Consider the following 19,549-nt stretch of genomic DNA (forward strand, 5'->3'; position numbering starts at 1 on the left):
AAGGATTGATTCTTGAGTCAATAACAGGCGCTCCCGGAGGCCACAAGCGACGTGGAGGTGCCACCTCGACTTGCTACGCCGTCCGAGAAGCGACACTTCGGGGAGGACGCAGGTTTCCCTGCCTGCCGGCCGGGCGGGCGCTAAAACACCCCCCGAAGGACGATAGTCCGTGTTACGGAGTATCTTCTTGACAGACAGTAGAGAGCCTGTAGTTTCCGCAGCGCAGATTTTCCAAGCAGAAGCCGGAGGGGCCCTCCCCGCGAGGTACGGGGCCCCTGGACGGCAGGAGCAGGACGACCGTGATTCGACGCATGTGGATGGCCGCCGTGGTGGCCGCGGTGGTGACGACGGGCTGCGGCAAGAACACTGACAAGCCGGCCCTGCCGGAGCAGCAAGGCCCCGCGGCGCTGGGCGTGAAGGCCATTGCGCCCTCGACGGAGCTGAGCGCCAACGTCACCCGCGTGACGGGCCAGGTCCGCTCCAAGCAGGAGGCCACGCTGAGCGCGCAGGCCACGGGCACCATCGCCCGGATGCTGGTGAAGGTGGGCGACAAGGTGAAGAAGGGCCAGGTCCTGGCCGTACTGGACACGTCCAACGTCTCCATCGGCGTGGAGCAGGCCCGCGCGGTGAAGGCGGCCGCGGACGCGGCGCTGCAGCTGGCCACCAACAACCTGGAGCGCACCCGCAAGGTGGCCGAGTCCGGCGGCGTGGCCGCGGCGGGCCTGGACCAGGCGGAAATCGGCCAGAAGCAGGCGGCCGCCCAGGCGGCCCAGGCCGCCGCCGCGGTGCGCATGGCGGAGGAGAACCTGCGCGACATGTCCATCATCGCGCCCTTCGAGGGCGTCATCACCGCGCGCGCCAAGAACGTGGGCGACACGGTGGCGATGATGCCCCCCACCCCCGTCTTCACGCTGGTGGACACCTCGGGCCTCGAGGTGCGCGCCCTGGTGCCGGAGTCCGTGGTGGACAAGGTCAAGGCGGGCTCCAAGACGCAGGGCACCGTGAGCCCCAGCGGCATGCGCTTCGACGTGCAGGTGGCCACGGTGGGCGCGGTGGTGGACGCCACCAACCGCACCGTGGAGGTGCTGGCGGACGTGGTGGGTGACACCGCCGCGCCGCTGCGCCCCGGCGCCCTCGTGGAGCTGGACTTCTCCTCCGTGGGCGAGACTGACGACAAGGGCCTGTTCCTGCCGACCCAGGCCGTCAGCGCCAAGGGACAGCAGGGCTTCGTGTGGGTGGTGCAGGACGGCACGGTGCGCAAGCGCGACGTGCGCGTCGAGCGCGTGCTGCCCGGCTACGTCCGTGTCCTCCAGGGCCTGGGCGCCGACGAGCGCGTGCTCGCCGACTCCTCCCTGGACGTGAAGGAGGGCACGGCCGTCCGCGTGGTGCAGTGACGCCTGCCCTCCCCTCCTTTCGAATCTGGGACCTCCTGAATGAGCCCGCTCAAGACCTTCATCACCCGCCCCATCTTCACCGCCATGCTGATGCTGGCGGTGGTGGTGTTCGGCATCAATGCCTACCCCCGCATCGGCGTGGACCAGTTCCCCGACGTGGACTTCCCCATCGTCACGGTGACGACGGTGCTCCCCGGCGCGGACCCGGAGACCATCGAGAAGAACGTCAGCGACCCGCTGGAGGAGGGCCTCAACACCCTCAACGGCGTGGACCAGCTGCGCTCGGTCAACCTGGAGAGCGTGTCCCAGGTCATCATCCGCTTCAGCCTGGACACCAACGTCGACGTGGCCTCGCAGGACGTGAGAGACCGCGTGCAGGCCAGCCTGCGCAACCTGCCGGCGGAGATTGAAACGCCCGTCGTCGAGAAGTTCGACATCGGCGCGGCGCCCATCATGACGCTGTCGCTGGCCGGCTCGCTGCCGATTGAAGAGCTGACGCGGACGGCCGAGGACGTGGTGAAGCCGGCGCTGCAGCGTCAGGCCGGCGTCGGCAGCATCGACGTCATCGGTGGCCGCGAGCGGGAAATCCAGCTCGTGGTGGACCCGGAGCGGCTGCGCGGCTTCGGGCTGGCCATCAGCGACGTGAGCCAGGCGGTGCGCGCCCAGAACCTGGACGTGCCGGGTGGCCGCACCATGGACAGCGGCCGCGAGCGCGTGGTGCGGCTGACGTCCGAGGTGAAGAACGTGGACGAGCTGCGCAACATCATCATCGCCAGCCCCAACGGCGCGCCGGTGCGCGTGCGGGACGTGGCGGACGTGGTGGACGGGCCGGAGGAGGCCCGCTCGGGCGCGAAGTACGGCGACCGCAGCGCCGTGGCGCTGGTGGTGCGCAAGCAGTCCGGCGCCAACACCGTGCAGGTGGCGGAGCTGGTGAAGGCGTCGCTGGGCGAGCTGAACAGCAGCCTGCCCGAGGGCGTCAAGGTGGAGCTCGTCACGGACAACGCGAAGTTCATCCGCTCGTCCATCGCCGCGGTGCAGTTCGACCTGGTGCTCGGCGGCGTGCTCGCGGTGCTCATCGTGCTGGTGTTCCTGCGCAACCTGAACTCCACGCTGGTGGCGGCCGTCGCCCTGCCGGTGTCGGTGGTGGGGACGTTCGCCGTCATGGCGGCGCTGGGCTTCACCTTCAACGTCGTCACCATGCTGGCGCTGACCCTGTCCATCGGCCTGCTCATCGACGACGCCATCGTGGTCATCGAGAACATCGTCCGGCACCTGGAAGAGGGCAAGACGCCCATGCAGGCGGCGCTGGAGGGCACGGGCCAGATTGCGCTGGCGGTGCTCGCGGTGACGCTGGCCATCGTCGCGGTGTTCATCCCCGTGGCCTTCATGGACGGCATGATGGGCATGTTCTTCTACGAGTTCGGCGTCACGGTGGCGGTGGCGGTGCTCATCTCCTACACCGTGTCGATGACGCTCACGCCGATGCTGTCCTCGCGCATGCTGCGCCACCACGGCTCGCCCACGGGCGTGTCCGCGGTGGTGGAGAAGGTGCTGGTGGGCACGGAGTCCGGCTACCGCAAGATTCTCGCGGGCATCCTCAAGCGCCGGGCGCTGACGCTGGTGGTGGCGGTGGGCGTGCTCTTCGCCACGTTCGGCATGGCGCGCTTCCTGAAGTTCACCTTCATCCCCGAGCAGGACAACGGCAACATCAAGCTGGCGGTGGAGCTGCCCATCGGCTCGACGCTGCAGGAGACGCAGGCGCAGCTGGATGCGCTGTCCGAGCAGGTCCGCGCGCTGCCCGGCATCGCCTCCACCTTCTCCACGGCCGGCGGTGGCGTGCAGGAGGAGGTCCACAAGGGTGAAATCATCGTCAACCTGGTGCCGCTGAAGGACCGCGGCTTCGGGCAGGGCGAGCTGAAGACGTACCTGCGCAGCGCCATCCACACGCGCAAGGGCGTCAACGTCACGGTGCAGGACATCACCGGCGTGTCCGGCGGTGGCGCGCGCACCCAGGCGGTGCAGTTCAACCTGCGCGGCGACAACTGGGAGGAGCTGGTGACCTCCGCGGAGAAGGTGCGCCAGGAGATGCTGAAGAACCCGGGCCTGGTGGACGTGGACCTCACGTACCGCTCCGGCAAGCCGCAGTACGACGTGCAGGTGGACCGCGAGCGCGCGGCCAGCCTGGGCGTCCCGGCGGCGTCGCTGGGCACCACCCTGCGCGCCTTCCTGGGCAAGGACAAGTTCGCGGACTACCGCGAGGGCGGCGAGACGTACGAGGTGAAGCTGAGCCTGCCTCCCGAGACGCTGGCCTCGGCGGACGCCCTGGGCAAGCTCACCGTGCGAGCCCCCAGCGGGCAGCTGGTGGAGCTGCGCAACCTGGCGAAGATCACCCCCGCGGACGGCCCGGTGCAGATCGACCGCGAGGCGCAGAAGCGGCAGATCACCCTGCTGGCCAACCTGGCCAGCGGCTACGCGCTGAGCGACGCGATTACGTACCTCAATACCTACGCGGCGAAGGAGCTGCCCAAGACGGTCATCTACGACTTCGAGGGCAACGCGAAGGAGATGGGCAAGTCGGTGGCGGCGTTCGGCTCCGCCCTGCTGCTGGGCATCATCCTCATCTACATGATTCTGGCGGCGCAGTTCGAGAGCCTCATCCACCCCTTCACCATCATGATGTCGCTGCCCTTCGCGCTCATCGGCGCCATCGGTGCGCTGCTCATCACCGGGCAGGCGATGTCGATGTTCGCCCTCATCGGCATCATCATGCTGATGGGTCTGGTGGTGAAGAACGGCATCCTCCTGGTGGACTTCACCCTGCAGCTTCGCGAGCAGGGGAAGACGGCCACCGAGGCCCTGCTGGAGGCGGCTCCGGTCCGCCTGCGGCCCATCCTGATGACCACCATCGCGATGATCGCCGGCATGGTTCCGGTGGCGATGGCCCGCGGCGACGGCGCGGAGACGCGCGCGCCCATGGCCATCACCATCATCGGCGGCCTCGTCACCTCCACGTTCCTGACGCTGGGCGTGGTGCCGGTGGTGTACTCGCTGATGGACCAGCTCACGCAGAAGCTGAAGCGCCGCAAGGGCCCGGGCCTCGCCTCGGGCACGGGGACGCCGCACGCGGTGGGGCCGCATGGTGAGCCCCAGTCCGTGGCCGCGGCAGCCCGGGTGGAGACGGCGTGATGCGACGGCCGGACGACAAGCCGGCCCTCCGCGTGCAGCCGCTGGTGGGCGACGGCGAGGAGGAGCACGACCTTCCCGACGAGCTCGGGGAGGACGCCTCCACGCCCGAGTCGCGGCGGCTGCATGCGCTGATGATTGAACTCGGGCGGCACCGCTCGCTGAAGAACCCCCTGGCGGGCATCTGCGAGGACCTGCAGCTCACCCCCACGCAGATGCACGTGCTGGCCTGGCTGGGCCAGGACGGCCCGGTGCAGGTGGGCATCCTTGCCCACCGCGTGGGCATCACCCGGAAGACCATCACCGGCGTGGTGGACCGGCTGGAGGGCATGGGGATGGTGGAGCGCACCCGTGACGCGGAGGACCGGCGCGCTGTCGTCGTGCGGCTCACCGCGCGCGGCGAGGACAACTACCGCCGCATCCACCGCGGCGTGGATGCAGGCATGCGGCGCATCCTGGACCTGATGGGCGCCGAGGACCAGGAGGCCTTCTTCGGCATCGTGGAGCGGATGCTGAAGCGGCTGGGCACCGAAGCACAGGGCACCGGTCAACAGGCGGTCTGAAGATGCGCGGACGCGCGCCGGCCAACACACCCGCCGGCGCGCGTTCTTGCGTCCGCCCCCTGAGCACCGCGCTCATCCTCGCACTCGGGCTCGCGGTGCCCTCCCCTTCCGGCGCCACCGCACGAGCGGGGAGCGGGCGGCCCGACGCCGCTGCCGCCTCGACGCCCACGCGCGACTCCTCGCAACCCGACGGCGGGGCGGCACGTGGACGGCTCGACGCCGCTGCCGCCTCGAAGTCCGCGGGCGCTTCCGCGCCTTCCGGCCTCGTGTCTGGGGCGGGCGCCGCACACACGCCTCTCGCATCACCGCTGGCGGGCCACTGCCGCGCCTGGGCAGCCGACCCTCGCAATCCCTGGGCGCTCGCTCACGGAATGGTCCTCGACGGACGCGACTTCCGCGCACGGGACGGACGGCTCGCCGCGGAGGTCATCGTCTCGGACTTCCTTCGTCGCTCGCCGGACGGTGACCCCTTCTTCGACGCCTTCGCCCCGGACGGCACGCCGGTGGAGCCGCACCCTGCCCTGCTCGTGAAGACGTTGCTGCTGTCGGGCCATCCTCCCTCCCACCGCTTCCCCGCGGCCTGGGGACCGGTGACGACACGCGAGCTGGTCGAGGACCTGAAGCGCGGCTTCACGCCGTCGCAGGCCACCTCACCCGAGGGCGCATGGACGCTGGACGCGCTGTCCCAGGCCTTGAAGCCCGGGGCCAACTTCCGCGGCGCCACCGGCGCCACCGTGCGCTTCGACGCGGTGATGGAGACCGCGCTGTCCACGCTGGAAGCGGCCCACGCCGAGCTGGCCGTGGGGATGAAGGCCCGCCGCCCCGAGGTGCCCAAGCGCGGCCAGGGCATCTACGCCCACCCCTGCGGCGGACTGCACTACTTCCAGGCGGTGGCCGGCTGGGCCCGCCACCCCACCGTGCGCAAGGCGTGGCGCAAGCGGCTGGACGCGCAGGTGGACGTGCTGCTGTACCGGCTGGACTCCGAGACGCGCCAGTACGAGACGGCTCTCGCCTCCGCGCCCGCGCACCGGCTCCGCCTCCTCGTGCAGATGCTGAAGTTCCAGGGGCACCTGCTGGAGACGCTGGGGCGCTACCGCGACGACACGGGCTGGCGGCCCACGGCGGCCCAGCTCCAGACGGTGGAGCGGGCGCGCATGTACCTGGAGGGCACCGTGCGCCGGCTGGCCGAGGCCGGGGCCTTCCGTGATTTGCCAGCCCTCGCGGCGAGGGAGCGCCAGCTCGCGCTGGACCTCCTTGGAGACACCTGCCATGCCGCGCATGCAGAGGCCCTGTGGAGCGGGCGAAGCGGACCCCGGTAGCGAGCCCGCGCCCCTCCTCGCGGCGCCTCAGTCCAGGTCCGAGCGCTTCACCCCCCAGAGCTCACGGCCCGTGCGGGGGGTGTCCGCTGAGAAGAACACCTTCCCACCCGACACGGTGAACATCATGGGAGTGGAGGAGCTGGGCCCCGGCGCGAGGTCCTGGAGCCGACGGGTGCCTCGCCGCGTTCCATCCGACACCCACGGCTCGCGGCCACCCTCCAGCTCGTAGGCGGAGAAGAGGAGCACGTCGCCCTCGGACCTCAGCTCCCGGGGGTCCGAGCTGCCGAACCCCCGCAGGATGTCCTCCACCAGCCGCGTGCCCGCCAGCGTTCCGTCGCTCTTCCAGAGCTCGCGGCCCGTGTCCGGCTCGAAGTGGACGAAGAAGACGGTGTCTCCCACGGTGGCCAGGCGCTCACCCGCCGTGGCCAGCGTGACGAGCCGGAAGGTGCCAGCCGTGCTTCCATCGCTCACGAAGAGCCAGCGCTCATCGTCCTGCAGGGCGCTGAAGAAGAGCCGGTCCTCCGCGGCCACCAGGAGCTCGGGCCGTCCGCCGGCCCCGGGGGACAGGTCCGCGACCAGCACCGTTCCGGCCGCCGTCCCGTCGCTCCTCCAGAGCTGTCCGCGAGTGCCGGTGCCAGTGGCGGCGAAGAAGAGCGTGTCCCCCAGGAACGTCAGCGACTCCGGGAAGGAGCCACCGCTGCCCGGAAAGATGTCCGCCACCATCCGTGTGCCGTCGGCCGTCCCATCGCTCACCCACAGCTCGAACCCGGAGACACCATCATTGGCGGTGAAGAAGACCCTTCCCTCATGGGCCACCATGGACTGGACCTCGGAGCTCTCGGGGCCCGGGCGGATGTCCGCCACGAGGAACGTCCCACCCGGCGTCCCGTCACTCACCCACAGCTCGTGTCCGGCCACGCCATCGTTGGCGCTGAAGAAGAGCCGGTCGCCCACGGCCGTCAGCGCCACGGGTATCGAGCCCTCCGGTCCCTCGCGGACGTCGGCGACGCGGAACGTCCCACCGGGCGTCCCATCGCTGACCCACGGCTCGCGGCCTGAGCTCCCGTCGTCCGCCGAGAAGAAGACGCGTCGCCCCACGGCCGTCAGGAACTCGGGCGCGGGAGGGGGCTCGCCAGTCCCCACCCCGGGCAGGATGTCCTCCACCAGTCGCGTGCCGGACTCCGTCCCGTCGCTCACCCAGACCTCCCGCCCGTGGCGTCCGTCGTCGGCGGTGAAGAAGAGGCGGCCGTCCGCGTCGGTCAGCCAGTCCGGATTCGAGCCCGGCGCGCATGGGAAGATGTCCTCCACCTCCCACGCGGGCCCGCGATTGAAAGCAGCGTCCGGCGCCCAGGGCACCACCGACTCCCCCGGGTAGCAGTCGAGCGACGAGCGCGGCAGGGCCCACAGCTCGACGCCCGTGTTGGCCTCGAAGGCGCTGAAGAAGACGTGGCTTCCCGACGCCGTCAGGAAGAAGAACGGGTCGAAGCTCCCGCCTTCCGAGATGTCCCGCAGGCGCACGGTGCCGCGGCGAGTGCCGTCGCTCTTCCACAGCACCAGCGTCTGGCCTTCGGCGGCGACGAAGAGCAGTACCCCGTCCACGGCATCGAAGATGAACCCCGGCGTCTCGTCGTCGATGGGCGACGAACCTCCAGGCCCCGGCACGATGTCACGCAGCAGGAACGTCCCCGCGCGGGTGCCATCGCTCGTCCACGGCTCGCTGCCATGGAGCTCATCCATCGCGCGGAAGAAGGCCCGCCCCCCGGAGGCGGTCAGCCGGGCGGGGGAAGAGCCCGTGGGCCCGGGCCAGAGGTCCTCGATGAGTCGCGTGCCCCCCGGCGTGCCGTCGGTCCGCCAGGGCTCACGGCCGTGGTCGGCATCGACGGCGCTGAAGATGACGAACCCACCCACGACGGTCATATCCGAGGGGAACGAGCCCTCGGGACCGGGGCGGATGTCCTCTACCAGCCGCGTGCCCGCACGGGTGCCGTCGCTGCGCCAGAGCTCGTTGCCGTGCTCCCTGTCGGTCGCCTCGAAGAGGACGATGCTCCCGAAGGCCACGATGCCGAAGGGGAACGCGCTGTCGGCCCCTTCGAAGATGTCCTCGACCAGCCGGGTGCCTGCCGGCGTGCCGTCACTCCGCCAGAGCTCCACCCCGTGCTCGCCGTCATCCGCGGCGAAGTAGAGGACCTCGCCTACCGAGACCCGCTGCTCCCCGAGGAAGTCCGTCGAGCCGTCCGGGCCGGGCCGGATGTCCTCCACCAGCCGCGTGCCGCGGCGCGTGCCGTCCGACACCCACAGCTCCTGGCCGTGCTCGCCGTCGTCGGCACGGAAGAAGACGCGCCCGCCCACGGCCCGCAGGCTCTGCGGGTTCGAGGACTCCGGCCCCGGACGGACGTCCTCCACCAGGTACGTGCCGGCCGCCGTCCCGTCACTGCGCCACAGCTCCATGCCGTGCTCGCCGTCATTGGCCGCGAAGTAGAGCACGCCGCCCACGGCCACCACGGGCGCATCCAGGACGCTCTCGTCCGAGGAGTAGGGAATGGGCAGCGCGTCGGCGCTCCCTGGATGGATGTCCTCGACGAGGCGCGTGCCAGACGCCGTGCCATCACTCCGCCACAGCTCCCGGCCGTGGAGGCCGTCGTCCGCGCCGAAGAAGAGCGTCCCCTGCACATCCGTGAGGAAGAACGCGCCCGAGCCCTCCGCCCCCGGCTGGACGTCCCTGACGAGGAAGGCGGGCGGGCACGGCCGCTCGAGGCACCGGCCACCGCGCGAGGTGACGCCCGCCTCCAGGGCCCACGCACCTCCCGCGGCCAGGACCACGAGCCACGACGACAGCAGGCTCCACGGCGAACCCCGTGCTCCCATACACACCCCCACGCCCGGCGGGGCACCCTTGCGGCCCCACGCCCAGGCGCGAACCTGGAGAGGCCAGGCCCGTCACACCACCTGCGCTCCGGGGTGGGCGGGGTGTCGTCGGGACGCCGTGACTGCGCTCACAGCCCCAGCCGCGCCAGCTCCGCGTCGGTGAAGCCGGCCTCCGCCAGCACCTCGCGCGAGTGCTGCCCCAGCGCGGGAGGCTCACGCAGGGGCGTCTCCCCCATGCGCAGCGGCGTGAGCAGGTGCGTCACCTTGCGGCCCAGGTGCGCGTCCTCCGTCTCCACGAAGAGGCCCCGCGCGCGCAGCTGCGCGTCCCGCAGCACCTCGTCCCCCTCCGCCACCGGCTCGACGCACAGGTCCGAGCCCGCGAAGCGCTGCTGCCAGTACGCCAGCGGGTGCTCCGCGAACAGGCGCGTCAGCTCCGCCTTCACGCGCGCCCCCGCCTCGCCCGGCGCGTACGCATCCTCCATCAGGTCCATCCGCCCCAGCCGCTCGCACACGCCGGAGAAGAACTTGGGCTCCAGCGCGCCCACCGCCAGCCAGCGGTCGTCCGCCGTGCGGTAGAGGCCGTAGCACGCGTAGCCGCCGTTGAGCGGCTCGCGCCCACGCTGGAGCGGCGCGCCCTCCTCGCCCATGAAGAGCCGGGCCGCCAGGTGCATGTGCAGGAAGGCCAGCGCGCCGTCCGTCATGGACACGTCCACCATGCGGCCCTTGCCCGTGCGCTCGCGCTCGTGCAGCGCCGCGAGGATGCCCACCAGCGCGAAGAGGCTCCCTCCACCGATGTCCCCCATCTGCACGCCCGGGAAGGCCGGCGCCCCACCCGGCTCGCCGCCGTAGCCCAGCAGCCCCGCGCGGGCCACGTAGTTCAGGTCATGCCCCGCCTTCAGCCGGTCCGGCCCCGTCTGCCCGTAGCCGGAGATGGCGCAGTAGATGAGGCGCGGGTTCTCCGCCCGCAGCACCGCCTCGCCCACGCCCAGCTTGTCCATGACGCCCGGCCGGAAGCTCTCCACCAGCACGTCGTAGTGGCGCACCAGCCGCTTCAGCGCGTCGCGCCCCTCCGGCGACTTGAGGTTGAGCGTCAGTGAGCGCTTGTTGCGGTTGAGGCCGTAGTACAGCGCGCTGACGTCGTCGCGCAGGGGCGGCATCTGCCGGACGTAGTCGCCACCGTCCGGCTCCTCCACCTTGACCACCGTGGCCCCCAAATCCGCCAGCACCAGCGTGGCGTAGGGCCCGGGCAAAAGGCGTGACAGGTCCAGCACGCGCAGGCCGGTGAGCGGGAGCGACGACGACATGGGGACTCCTCCAGGAAGGGGCACGGGAGACGGCGGATGACGTGAGGGGAAAACGCAAGCGGCGCGGCCCCCGGATGGAGGACGCGCCGCTCGTTCCAGGAGGCGCGGCCGGCACAGGGCCCGCCGCCACACTCCAGGACGCGACAGCTACGCCAGCAGCTTCGCCAGCTTCATCGCGAGGCCCATGTCCATGGGCTTGAACTTCAGCTTGCCCTGCATGGCGGCCATCTGCGCGTTGAGCTTCTTCTCGCGAATCTTCACGAAGTCGTCGTTGCTCACCGAGACGGTCATCTTCGACGCGCCCTCGAGGCCGGGGGAGACCCAGTTGTCCGGCTTGGTCAGGTCCACCGTCCACTTGCCGCCACCCTCACCCGAGATGTCGAAGTGGATGATGGCGTTGATCTCCTTGGCCAGCTCCGGCTTCTGCTTCAGGACGCCGGGAATCTCGGTCTCGATAATGTCCTTCGCGGTCACTGCTCGCTCCTTGGCCTGGTCGTTGATTGGTGAATCAATGCTGCCGGGGACCGTAATGTCGCCCCCCAGGCAGGTCAAGACAAGGGTGTGCCAACCGTCAGGCGCTGGTGGAGGCCGCCGTGGGGTTCAGGGAGCGACGGACCATGTCCAGCAGGTCGTTGAGCTCGAAGGGCTTGGCCAGGTGCCCCACCGCGCCGATGTCCGCGGCCTTGCTGCCCACGTTGCGGTCCGCGCTGAGGACGATGATGGGGATGTCCGCCACCGTGGGCTTCTGGCGCATGCGCTGGGCGAACTCCCAGCCGTCCATCACCGGCATCATCAGGTCCAACAGGATGAGGTTCGGCGGCTCCGGCTCGAGCCGCTCCAGGGCCTCCTTGCCATTGCGGGCACGACGAATCTCGAAGCCCTCGGCTTCCAGAATCTCTGAGAGGGCCTCCAGGATGTCCGGGTCGTCGTCGACGACCAGGACGACGGGGGCACCAGCATGCTGTGCGTTGTGCGGGGTCAGAGCAGTCTCCCTCGATGCGACGCCAGGATTCTTCCACCATCCCTCCGGGCGGCGGCGCAAGAAATCGCGCCCACTACCGGAAGCTGGGGCGCACGTTGCAAAACCGACAGTGACTGCCCACCCTTTCCGTGACCTGCTGGACTGGAGGCGGAAAACGTGGCGAGCCCGAGGGAGTTGGGAGCAGGCAGCACGCCTACGGCGCCCGGCCTCATCCTCGTTCCCCGCCAGGGGAGCCCGAGGTTGCTCGGCCGCTCGCTCCTCGAGCACCTGGGCCTGCGCGAGCTTCCTCCCACCGTCAGCTCCATGCCCGGCCTGCTGGCCGCCGCCGGCTTCCGGCCCCGCTCCGCGGACAGGACCATCTGGGAGCGAAACGGCCACGCGGTGATGGCGGGCGAGGAGCTGCTGGAGGACGGGGCGCGGATGCTGTGGACCTTCCCGGTGGACTGGGACGAGCCGTCGGTGCGCCAGCACGTCCGGTACCTGGGCATGGCGTCGCATGACTTGCGCGGCGCCCTGGCCAACATCCGCTCCTACGCGGCCCTGCTGCTCAACGGCCGCTCTCCGCTGGAGCCCAAGGTGCAGCGCGGCCTGGAGACCATCCTGCGCAACGCGGACCGCTCGCTCGCCTTCGCCCAGGACTTCTTCGACTCCAGCCGGGCGGACCTGGGCGCGCTGCCCTGCGAGCGCGAGCGCCAGTCGCTCCTGCCCCTGCTCGACGCCGCCGTGGAGCGCCAGCGCGCCGCCGCCACCGCGGCCAACGTGGCCCTGGTGCTGGACCTGGACCCGCACGCCCCCATGCCGGACGTCGCCGTGGACGGCGCCCGCATCCAGCACGCGCTGGAGTCCTTCATCCAGTACCAGCTGGCGCGCGCCCAGGCCGGCGAGGTCATCCACCTGCGGGTGCGCTCCTTCATGCCCCAGGTGCGGGTGGAGGTCCGCCGCGAGGGCGTCCCCCTGTCCGACGAGGACGCCTCCGTCGTCTTCCAGCGCGAGGCGCGCGCCTTCCGCGAGAAGAAGCTGGAGGACCCGCTCCGCGTCTACCTGGCCCGCCAGGAGGTCGAGGCGCACGGCGGCGGCGTCGGCGTGGAGACGGACCGCTCCGGTAGCACCCTGTTCCTCACACTCTTCCAGGCCCCCGCCGAGGAGCTTGGTCCTCCAGCGAGCATGCAGGTGTAGGCAGGACTCCGGACTTGCTGGCGGTTGGTGGCGCCCGCCGGTATGCTCCGCCCGGTTTACGCGAAGGAGCCGCGCGATGCTGGGGCTGAAGCCGATGGAACTGATGCTAATCGTTTTTGTGCTGCTGCTCCTCTTCGGGGCGACGCGGCTGCCGCAGCTCGGCTCGTCCATGGGCAGCGCCATCCGCAACTTCAAGCGCAGCTTCGGCAGCGAGAGCGAGGAGACCCCCGCCGGCGGCGACAAGAAGGGCGGCACCCTCGCCAGCAGCTCCGGCGTGGACAAGGAAGTCCCCAAGGCCCAGACGCCCAGCCACCACGGCTGAGCCGTCCGCCACAGGCCTGACGCACCAACGCCCGAGCCACCCTGCCTTCGCGGGGTGAGTCGGGCGTTGTCGTTTGCAGCGGCCGTCCCCCACCCCCGGCCCCCCATGCGAGGGGCCGGCGGCGGGCGCGGGCATCAGTCGATGACGGTGGTGCCCTCGTACATGTGGTCGATCTGCGCCTTGTACTTGGCGCTGCACACCTTGCGCTTCACGCTCAGCTTGGGCGTCAGCTCGCCGGTCTCCTGCGAGAAGTCCGCCTCCAGCACCGAGAAGCGCTTGATGGTGGCATACGGCGGCTGCTCGGCATTCACGGCGTCCAGGGCGGCCTTCACCGCGGCGTGGACCTCCGGGCGCTTCGCGTTCTCCGCGTAGGTGCCCACCGGGGCGCCCTTCTCCTGGAGCAGCTTGCGGGCCCCCTCCTCGGAGACGGTGATGAGCGTCACGAGGTACGGGCGCTTGTCGCCGTACACCATGGCCTGGCTGATGATGGAGTGCGTCTTGAGGAGGTTCTCGAGGTTCTGCGGCGCGACATTCTTGCCGCCCGCGGTGACGATGATGTCCTTCTTGCGGTCGGTGATGCGCAGGTAGTTGTCCGCGTCCAGCTCGCCGATGTCACCCGTGTGGAACCAGCCCTCCGCATCGATGACCTCGGCGGTGGCGGCGGGGTTCTTGTAGTAGCCCTTCATCACGCCAGGGCCGCGGATGAGGATTTCGCCGTCGGAGGCAATCTTCAGGTCCGTGCCCGGCATGGGGGCACCCACGGAGCCAATCTTGATCTTGTTCTCGCGGTTGACGGTGGTACCGGCGGACGTCTCCGTCAGGCCGTAGCCCTCCAGCACCTTGAAGCCCAGCAGGTCGAAGAAGTAGCCAATCTTCGCGGACAGCGGCGCGCCGCCGGAGATGAACAGGCGCATGTTGCCGCCCAGCTTCTCGCTGATGGCCGCCTGCACCTTGGCGAACACCAGCTTCTTCGCCAGCGTGAAGCCCAGGGAGCTGTACGCGCGGCCCTGCTTGCGCGCCTCCACGTACTCGTCGAAGAGCTTGAAGGCCCAGCGGAACAGCGTCCCCTTGAGGCCGGGCGCCGACGAGCCGTTGGACACCACGCCGTTGTAGACCTTCTCGAAGACGCGCGGCACCGACGGCAGCACCGTGGGCTTGGTCTCCACCAGGTTGCCGAGCAGCTTGTCCACCGACTCGGCGATGATGAGCCGGTAGCCCATGCTCAGCCACGCCGCCTTCACCACCTGGGCGAACACGTGCGCCAGGGGCAGGAACAGCATGACGGAGTCGTTGGTCTCCATCATGCCCACCGACTGGGAGGCCTTGGCCTCGTAGGCCCAGTTGGAGTGCGTGAGGATGACGCCCTTGGGCTCGCCCGTGGTGCCGGACGTGTAGATGAGCGAGTTGGTGTCGTCCACGCCCACCGCGTTCACCCGCGTGTCGAACGCGGACGGGTTGGCCGCGGCCTCGGCGGTGCCCTGCTTCACCAGGTCCGCGAGCGTCATCTCCACGCCGCCGGAGACGGGGCCCTCGAAGACCACCACCTTGCGCAGCGAGGGACACTCGGCCAGCTTCTGGCGGATGCGCGTCAGCCGCCCCACCTGCTTGGCGTCCTTCTCATCGCTGTCGATGAAGAGGAACGACGTCTCCGAGTGGTTGATGATGTAGCGGCACTCGTCCGGGGTGTTGGACGAGTAGATGGGCACGGTGATGGCCTGGGCCGCGCTGATGGCCAGGTCACAGACAATCCACTGGAGGCTGGTGTTGGCGAAGATGGCCACCCGGTCTCCCGGCCGGACGCCCTGCGCCACCAGGCCCGCCGACAGCGCCTTCACCTCTTCCAGCACCTGGGCGAACGTCACGTCCACCCAGCGCCCGTCCTTCTTGTGCGTCACGCCCACCTTGGAGGCGTTCTGCGCGCGCTGGACGAGGAACTGAACGAGGTTACCGTCCTGCGTCCCACCGGCCGCGGGAGCCGGAGCTGCCATCTGATTCTCTGCTCTCACTTGAGCTCCTCCTGAATGTCCGCTTCGACCTTCTTGGCCAACTCCTGTACGCGACGACCCTCGGACAGGTCATACGCGACACTTCCCTGCTTCACCTTCTGGATGGCGTCCTTCGCCTTCTCCGCCTTTCCGTCCTTCAGGAGCGTCTCGGCGAGGAAGAGGTAGGCCCGCAGCATCTGCGGATGCTTCGCGATGACCTTCTCGTACAACGCCGCGGACTTGCCCAAATCGCGCTTGGGCCACGGCAGCTCGTAGTAGTACCGCCCCTTGACCAACAAAGGAGCCCCCAGCTCGAAGTCGGCATTCAGCTGGATGGCCTTGTCGAGCCGCTCGTTGAACTTGCCCTCCAGGCCCTCACCCAGGGCCTTCATCACGCCCACCGCCTGGGAATACGCGCCGATGCCGGTGGCGGCGTAGTAGTGGCCCTCGACCCGCTCGGGGGAGAGCTTCACGGCCTTCTCGCCCCAGTCCCAGGTCTGCCGCCCCAGCACCTTCTTCAGCTTCTCCTGGGAGGCGCCGTCCGCCTGCCACTGGAGCAGGCGTGCCTTGCGCCAGACGAGGTCGAAGTCCTCCGGGGCGGCGTCCAGGGCCGCCTTCAGCTCGGCCTCCAGCTCCTTCGCCGCGGCGGAGTCGGAGCGCTTCTGGTGCAGCCCGTCCAGCTTTGCCAGCAGCCCTGGGTCCGCCGCCCGGCCCGGCAGGGCCACGAGCAGGCACAAGGCAAGCAAAATCAAGCGCATGGCGGGTGGGTTTAGCACGCACGGTTGCCTGCAAGCAAACCAACCTGGCCGGGAAGCCATGCAAAAAACAAAGGGCGGGGCCGGCGCGGGGAAGACCCGGCCAGTCCCGCCCAGGGGTGGGCCTCCCCGGGTGGGGAGGCGGGGTGGACTCAGGCCGCGTCGGCCGAGGCCATCGCGTCCAGGTCCAGCTCCTCGTTCTCGTTGAACGCGGAGAGGTAGCGCTCCAGGAAGTTCTTCGTCTTCAGCTCCACCTGGCGCACGCGCTCACGCGAGACGCCCCAGCGCTGGCCCAGCTCCTCCAGCGTCAGCGGCTTGTCCTGGGTGAGCCGCTCCGTGAGGATGTCCCAGCCCAGGTCGCCAATGCGCTTGCGGACCTTGGCCAGGGCCTCCTGGATTTCCGTGTCCTGCTCGCGCGACAGGAAGACCTGCTGCGGAGAAGGGCCGGTGTCCTCGATGCGGTCGAGGAAGGTGGTCTCCCCCTCCTCGTCGATGGTGGCGTCCAGGGAGAAGTCCACCATGCTGCCGCGCTCCGCCTCACCGCCGCGAACCTGGCTGCGGTTGTCCTTCAGGTAGCGGGTGATGTAGGCGCGAATCCACCACACCGCATAGGTGGCGAAGCGCACGTTCTTCTTGGGGTCGAAGTGCTCGATCGCCTTCATGAGGCCGACGTTGCCTTCCTGGACCAGGTCATCCAGGCGCGCGCCGCGATTGGCGAACTTCTTCGCGACCGCCACAACGAAAGCCAGGTTGGAGCTGGCGAGCGTCTGTCGCGCGGACTCGTCGCCCTTCCGAGCGCGCCGGGCCAGCTCGTATTCCTGCTCACGGGTGAGCTGCTGGTGGCCCCCCAGGTTGCGCAGGTAGTGCGACAGGCCCTCCGCCGCGTACTTCGTCGAATTGGCCATGATTTCCCGTCCTCCAGTCGATGCCGGACGCTTCTCGCCGCCGCCTCTCGCGTCCACATCACTTAGGACGCGCAACGAACGAAAGAGTTTCTCATTCCGGCGCACAGGGGCATTTCGCCCGCTAACCCGTTGTCACGAGGCCGCCAATGCCCAGCCCTTCTCGGTACTTGCAAGGTAAGGGGCGTGACGGCGTGACGAAAATGAGCCTGACTTGGCTACAAATTAAGAACGCTCGGGAGCGGGGAAGATTTTCTCGGGATTGAGCAGCCCTGATGGATCGAAGAAGGCCTTGAGGCGCCGCTGCAGGTCGATGAGCGCTGGCTGCTGCTCCAGCGACAAATATTCCCGCTTGGCGTGGCCTACACCGTGCTCGCCTGTGATCGTGCCGCCCAGCTCCACCGTCATCAGCAACATGCGGCGCAGGGCCTCCTCCACCAGGGGCCGCTGATGCGGACCCTCATAGAGGATGTTGGCGTGCAGGTTCCCATCGCCCGCGTGCCCGTACGTGGCGACGGTGAGGCCCAGCTCCTGCCCCAGGGCCTTCAGCCGTTCGATGATTTCCGGAATCTTCGAGCGCGGCACCACGATGTCCTCGGAAATCTTGTGAGGCTTGAGGGCTCGGAGTGCCGGGGAGATGGAGCGACGCGCGGCCCAGAGCTTCTCGCGCTGGGAGTCGTCCTGGGCGGCCAGCGTCTGGGTGGCCCCCTGCTGTGCGCAGATGTCTCCCAGCTGCACCAGCTCGGCGAGCAGGCCGTCCTCGTTGTTGCCGTCCACCTCGGCGATGACGGCGGCGCCCGCGCCCGGCGGGAAGCTGAAGCCGCGGCCGTCCACCGCGCGAAGGGCCACGTCGTCGATGAGCTCCAGGCAGCGCGGGAGGATGCCGGCGGCGAGCACCGCGGACACGCCGCGCGCGGCCTGGAGGACGGAGGGGAAGACGACGAGGGCGGTCATCACCTTGCGCGGCAGGGGGATGAGCTGGACGGTGATTTCGGTGGCCACGCCCAGCGTGCCCTCGGAGCCCACGAAGAGGCCCACCAGGTCATAGCCGGCCACGCCCTTGATGGTGCGGCGGCCCACACGCACCACCTCTCCGTCCGGTAGCACCCACTCCAGGCCGATGACGTAGTCGCGGGTGACGCCGTACTTGAGGGCGCGCGGGCCCCCGGCGTTCTCCGCCACGTTGCCGCCGAGCGTGCACCACTCCCAGGAGTTCGGGTCCGGTGGATAGAAGAGGCCCACCGCCTCCACCGCCTTCATGAAGTCGCCTGTCACCACGCCGGGCTCCACCACCGCGGTGAGGTCCTCCACGGAGATGGAGCGGATGCGCTTCATCCGCTCCAGGCTCACCGCCACGCCGCCCTTGAGGGGCAGCGAGCCCCCGCTCTTGCCGCTGCGCGCCCCGCAGGGCGTGAAGGGCACGCCATGCGCCCCGCATATCTTGAAGACGGCGGACACCTGCGCCGTGCTCTCGGGGAAGACAACGACGTCCGGCGGGTAGACGCCGCTGTCGGACTCGTCGCGCGCATAGGCGGCGAGCAGGTCCTCGTCACGCCGCACCTGGCCCGGGGAGAGCGCCTCCACCAGCGCCTTGAAGGCCCGCTCCACGCGCTCGGGCTCCACCCGGGCAAAGCGCGCGGGCGTGCTCACCGGCGGGCCCCCAGCCGTGCCCACAGCTCGCGGCGCAGGGCGCCGTCCTTGCGCAGGGTGCCCTCATAGGCCTCCGCGTGGGTGACGGCGTCGCGCTGCTTGTCGCCTCGCAGGCGCATGCAGGCCTGCTCCGCTTCGATGATGCACGCCGTCGCGGGGCTGCCGAGCACGCGCGCCAGCGAGCCGGCCACCTGCCGGGCGAGGTCCTCCTGGAGGATGAGCCGGTGCGCGAAGCAGTCCACCAGCGCGGACAGCCGGCCGAAGCCCACCACCTGCTTCCGGGGCACGTAGGCCACGTGGGCGCGGCCGGTGAACGGCAGCAGGTGGTGCGGGCACATGGAGTGGAAGCGCAGGTCCGTCACCACCACCAGCTCTCCGGACGACTCGGGCGGCGCGGGGAACGTCTCGCCCAGGGCCTCCTCGGGCGTCCGGGCGTAGCCGTCGAGGAACTCGCTCACCCACGCCTCGGCCACGCGGTCCGGCGTGCCCACGAGGTTGGCGTCGCCCAGGGGCAGGCCCGCGGCGCGCAGGAAGTCCTCCACCGCGCGCGCCATGGCCGCGCGGTCGGGTGTCACGGAGGGAGGCGGAGCGGCAGGGGTGCGGCGGCGGGCTCGGGACGAAGGCACGGGGTCGGTCGCTCCTGGGTGGGGCCGGCGTTCAGCGGGCGGGGAAGCTACCCGATGAGGCCACGAGGATGCGCTCGCCTTCCACGCGGACTTCGTAGATGTGGACGCGCGCCCCGGGGTTGCGGGGGCACGCTCCCGTCCGCACGTCGAACGGCCAGGCGTGCAGCGGACAGTGCAGCAGGTGCCCGGCCAGGTCGCCCTCCGACAGCGGCCCGCCGCGGTGGGGGCAGGCGTCCTCCAGCGCATGCAGGCGCCCCTCCACCATGACGAGCGCCACCCGCCTGTCGCCCACCTGGACCACCGCGCGGCCGCGCGCGTCCAGGTCGCCCAGCGTCGCCACCGGAATGAACGTTCCTTCCGCCTGTCCTTGCATGCGCGGGTCTCCAACGCCCCGGGCCGCGTGACGCATCCCGGCGGAAGATGAATGAGTGGAAGCCAAACGCGTCCAACAGTGCGAGACACGGCGTGTTACCGTGTCTTGACACCTCCAGCGCCTCCTCAGTACAGCAACGCCACCGTCGCC

Annotated in this window: 16 protein-coding genes; 6 read left to right on the forward strand and 10 right to left on the reverse strand. The window is 70.0% G+C overall.

Features of this window, described 5'->3' with window-relative positions; translation table 11 throughout:
* Positions 1-311 precede the first annotated feature (311 nt).
* The 4 genes from LXT23_RS35020 to LXT23_RS35035 all read left to right on the forward strand — a co-directional run bounded on the left by LXT23_RS35020 (position 312) and on the right by LXT23_RS35035 (position 6,459).
* On the forward strand, positions 312-1,394 hold the full coding sequence (locus tag LXT23_RS35020; protein WP_256561481.1) for an efflux RND transporter periplasmic adaptor subunit: 1,083 nt from the start codon (positions 312-314) through the stop codon (positions 1,392-1,394).
* A 39-nt stretch (positions 1,395-1,433) separates the two neighbouring features.
* Positions 1,434-4,580, forward strand: coding sequence for an efflux RND transporter permease subunit (locus LXT23_RS35025; RefSeq protein WP_253984746.1), 3,147 nt, complete (start codon positions 1,434-1,436; stop codon positions 4,578-4,580).
* Complete coding sequence (locus LXT23_RS35030) at positions 4,580-5,140, forward strand: MarR family winged helix-turn-helix transcriptional regulator (RefSeq protein WP_253984882.1); 561 nt, start codon at positions 4,580-4,582, stop codon at positions 5,138-5,140. Before LXT23_RS35025 ends, LXT23_RS35030 begins: the two co-directional genes overlap by 1 nt.
* Positions 5,141-5,511: 371 nt before the next feature.
* On the forward strand, positions 5,512-6,459 hold the full coding sequence (locus LXT23_RS35035; RefSeq protein WP_253984747.1) for a hypothetical protein: 948 nt from the start codon (positions 5,512-5,514) through the stop codon (positions 6,457-6,459).
* A gap of 27 nt (positions 6,460-6,486) precedes the next feature.
* Here the strand turns inward: LXT23_RS35035 and LXT23_RS35040 are convergent, their stop codons facing one another.
* The 4 genes from LXT23_RS35040 to LXT23_RS35055 all read right to left on the reverse strand — a co-directional run bounded on the left by LXT23_RS35040 (position 6,487) and on the right by LXT23_RS35055 (position 11,610).
* Positions 6,487-9,324, reverse strand: coding sequence for an ELWxxDGT repeat protein (locus LXT23_RS35040; RefSeq protein WP_253984748.1), 2,838 nt, complete (start codon positions 9,322-9,324; stop codon positions 6,487-6,489).
* A gap of 128 nt (positions 9,325-9,452) precedes the next feature.
* On the reverse strand, positions 9,453-10,628 hold the full coding sequence (locus LXT23_RS35045; RefSeq protein ID WP_253984749.1) for a CaiB/BaiF CoA transferase family protein: 1,176 nt from the start codon (positions 10,626-10,628) through the stop codon (positions 9,453-9,455).
* 147 nt (positions 10,629-10,775) lie between these two features.
* The gene (locus LXT23_RS35050) at positions 10,776-11,102 is read right to left on the reverse strand and encodes an SCP2 sterol-binding domain-containing protein (RefSeq protein WP_253984750.1); all 327 of its coding nucleotides are present in this window, start codon (positions 11,100-11,102) and stop codon (positions 10,776-10,778) included.
* A 97-nt stretch (positions 11,103-11,199) separates the two neighbouring features.
* Entirely contained in the window at positions 11,200-11,610 is a 411-nt protein-coding gene (locus tag LXT23_RS35055) for a response regulator (RefSeq protein ID WP_253984883.1), read from the reverse strand.
* Between the two features lie 156 nt (positions 11,611-11,766).
* Here LXT23_RS35055 and LXT23_RS35060 point away from each other — a divergent pair, with 156 nt between their 5' ends.
* Complete coding sequence (locus LXT23_RS35060) at positions 11,767-12,786, forward strand: sensor histidine kinase (RefSeq protein WP_253984751.1); 1,020 nt, start codon at positions 11,767-11,769, stop codon at positions 12,784-12,786.
* Positions 12,787-12,889: 103 nt separating this feature from the next.
* Positions 12,890-13,108 (forward strand): twin-arginine translocase TatA/TatE family subunit, encoded by a 219-nt coding sequence (locus tag LXT23_RS35065; RefSeq protein ID WP_253984752.1) that lies wholly within the window; start codon positions 12,890-12,892, stop codon positions 13,106-13,108.
* Positions 13,109-13,242: 134 nt separating this feature from the next.
* On the opposite strand, the gene LXT23_RS35070 is transcribed toward LXT23_RS35065, so the two are convergent.
* The 6 genes from LXT23_RS35070 to LXT23_RS35095 all read right to left on the reverse strand — a co-directional run bounded on the left by LXT23_RS35070 (position 13,243) and on the right by LXT23_RS35095 (position 19,399).
* Positions 13,243-15,114 carry an AMP-dependent synthetase/ligase gene (locus LXT23_RS35070; protein ID WP_253984753.1) on the reverse strand — a complete coding sequence of 624 codons (1,872 nt, stop codon included), beginning with the start codon at positions 15,112-15,114 and terminating at the stop codon, positions 13,243-13,245.
* A complete protein-coding gene (locus tag LXT23_RS35075; RefSeq protein WP_253984754.1) occupies positions 15,111-15,851 on the reverse strand; it encodes a tetratricopeptide repeat protein in 741 nt (246 codons plus the stop codon). Before LXT23_RS35075 ends, LXT23_RS35070 begins: the two co-directional genes overlap by 4 nt.
* A gap of 149 nt (positions 15,852-16,000) precedes the next feature.
* Positions 16,001-16,753: a sigma-70 family RNA polymerase sigma factor gene (locus LXT23_RS35080; protein WP_253984755.1), complete on the reverse strand. Its 753-nt coding sequence runs from the start codon at positions 16,751-16,753 to the stop codon at positions 16,001-16,003.
* 222 nt (positions 16,754-16,975) lie between these two features.
* Entirely contained in the window at positions 16,976-18,400 is a 1,425-nt protein-coding gene (locus LXT23_RS35085) for an FAD-binding oxidoreductase (protein WP_253984756.1), read from the reverse strand.
* Positions 18,397-18,954, reverse strand: a complete 558-nt coding sequence (gene folE / locus LXT23_RS35090) for a GTP cyclohydrolase I (protein WP_253984884.1) — start codon at positions 18,952-18,954, stop codon at positions 18,397-18,399. Before folE ends, LXT23_RS35085 begins: the two co-directional genes overlap by 4 nt.
* 103 nt (positions 18,955-19,057) lie before the next feature.
* Positions 19,058-19,399, reverse strand: a complete 342-nt coding sequence (locus LXT23_RS35095; protein ID WP_253984757.1) for a Rieske (2Fe-2S) protein — start codon at positions 19,397-19,399, stop codon at positions 19,058-19,060.
* Positions 19,400-19,549: the final 150 nt, after the last annotated feature.

This window comes from Pyxidicoccus xibeiensis (genome assembly GCF_024198175.1).
GTDB classification, from domain to species: Bacteria; Myxococcota; Myxococcia; order Myxococcales; family Myxococcaceae; genus Myxococcus; species Myxococcus xibeiensis.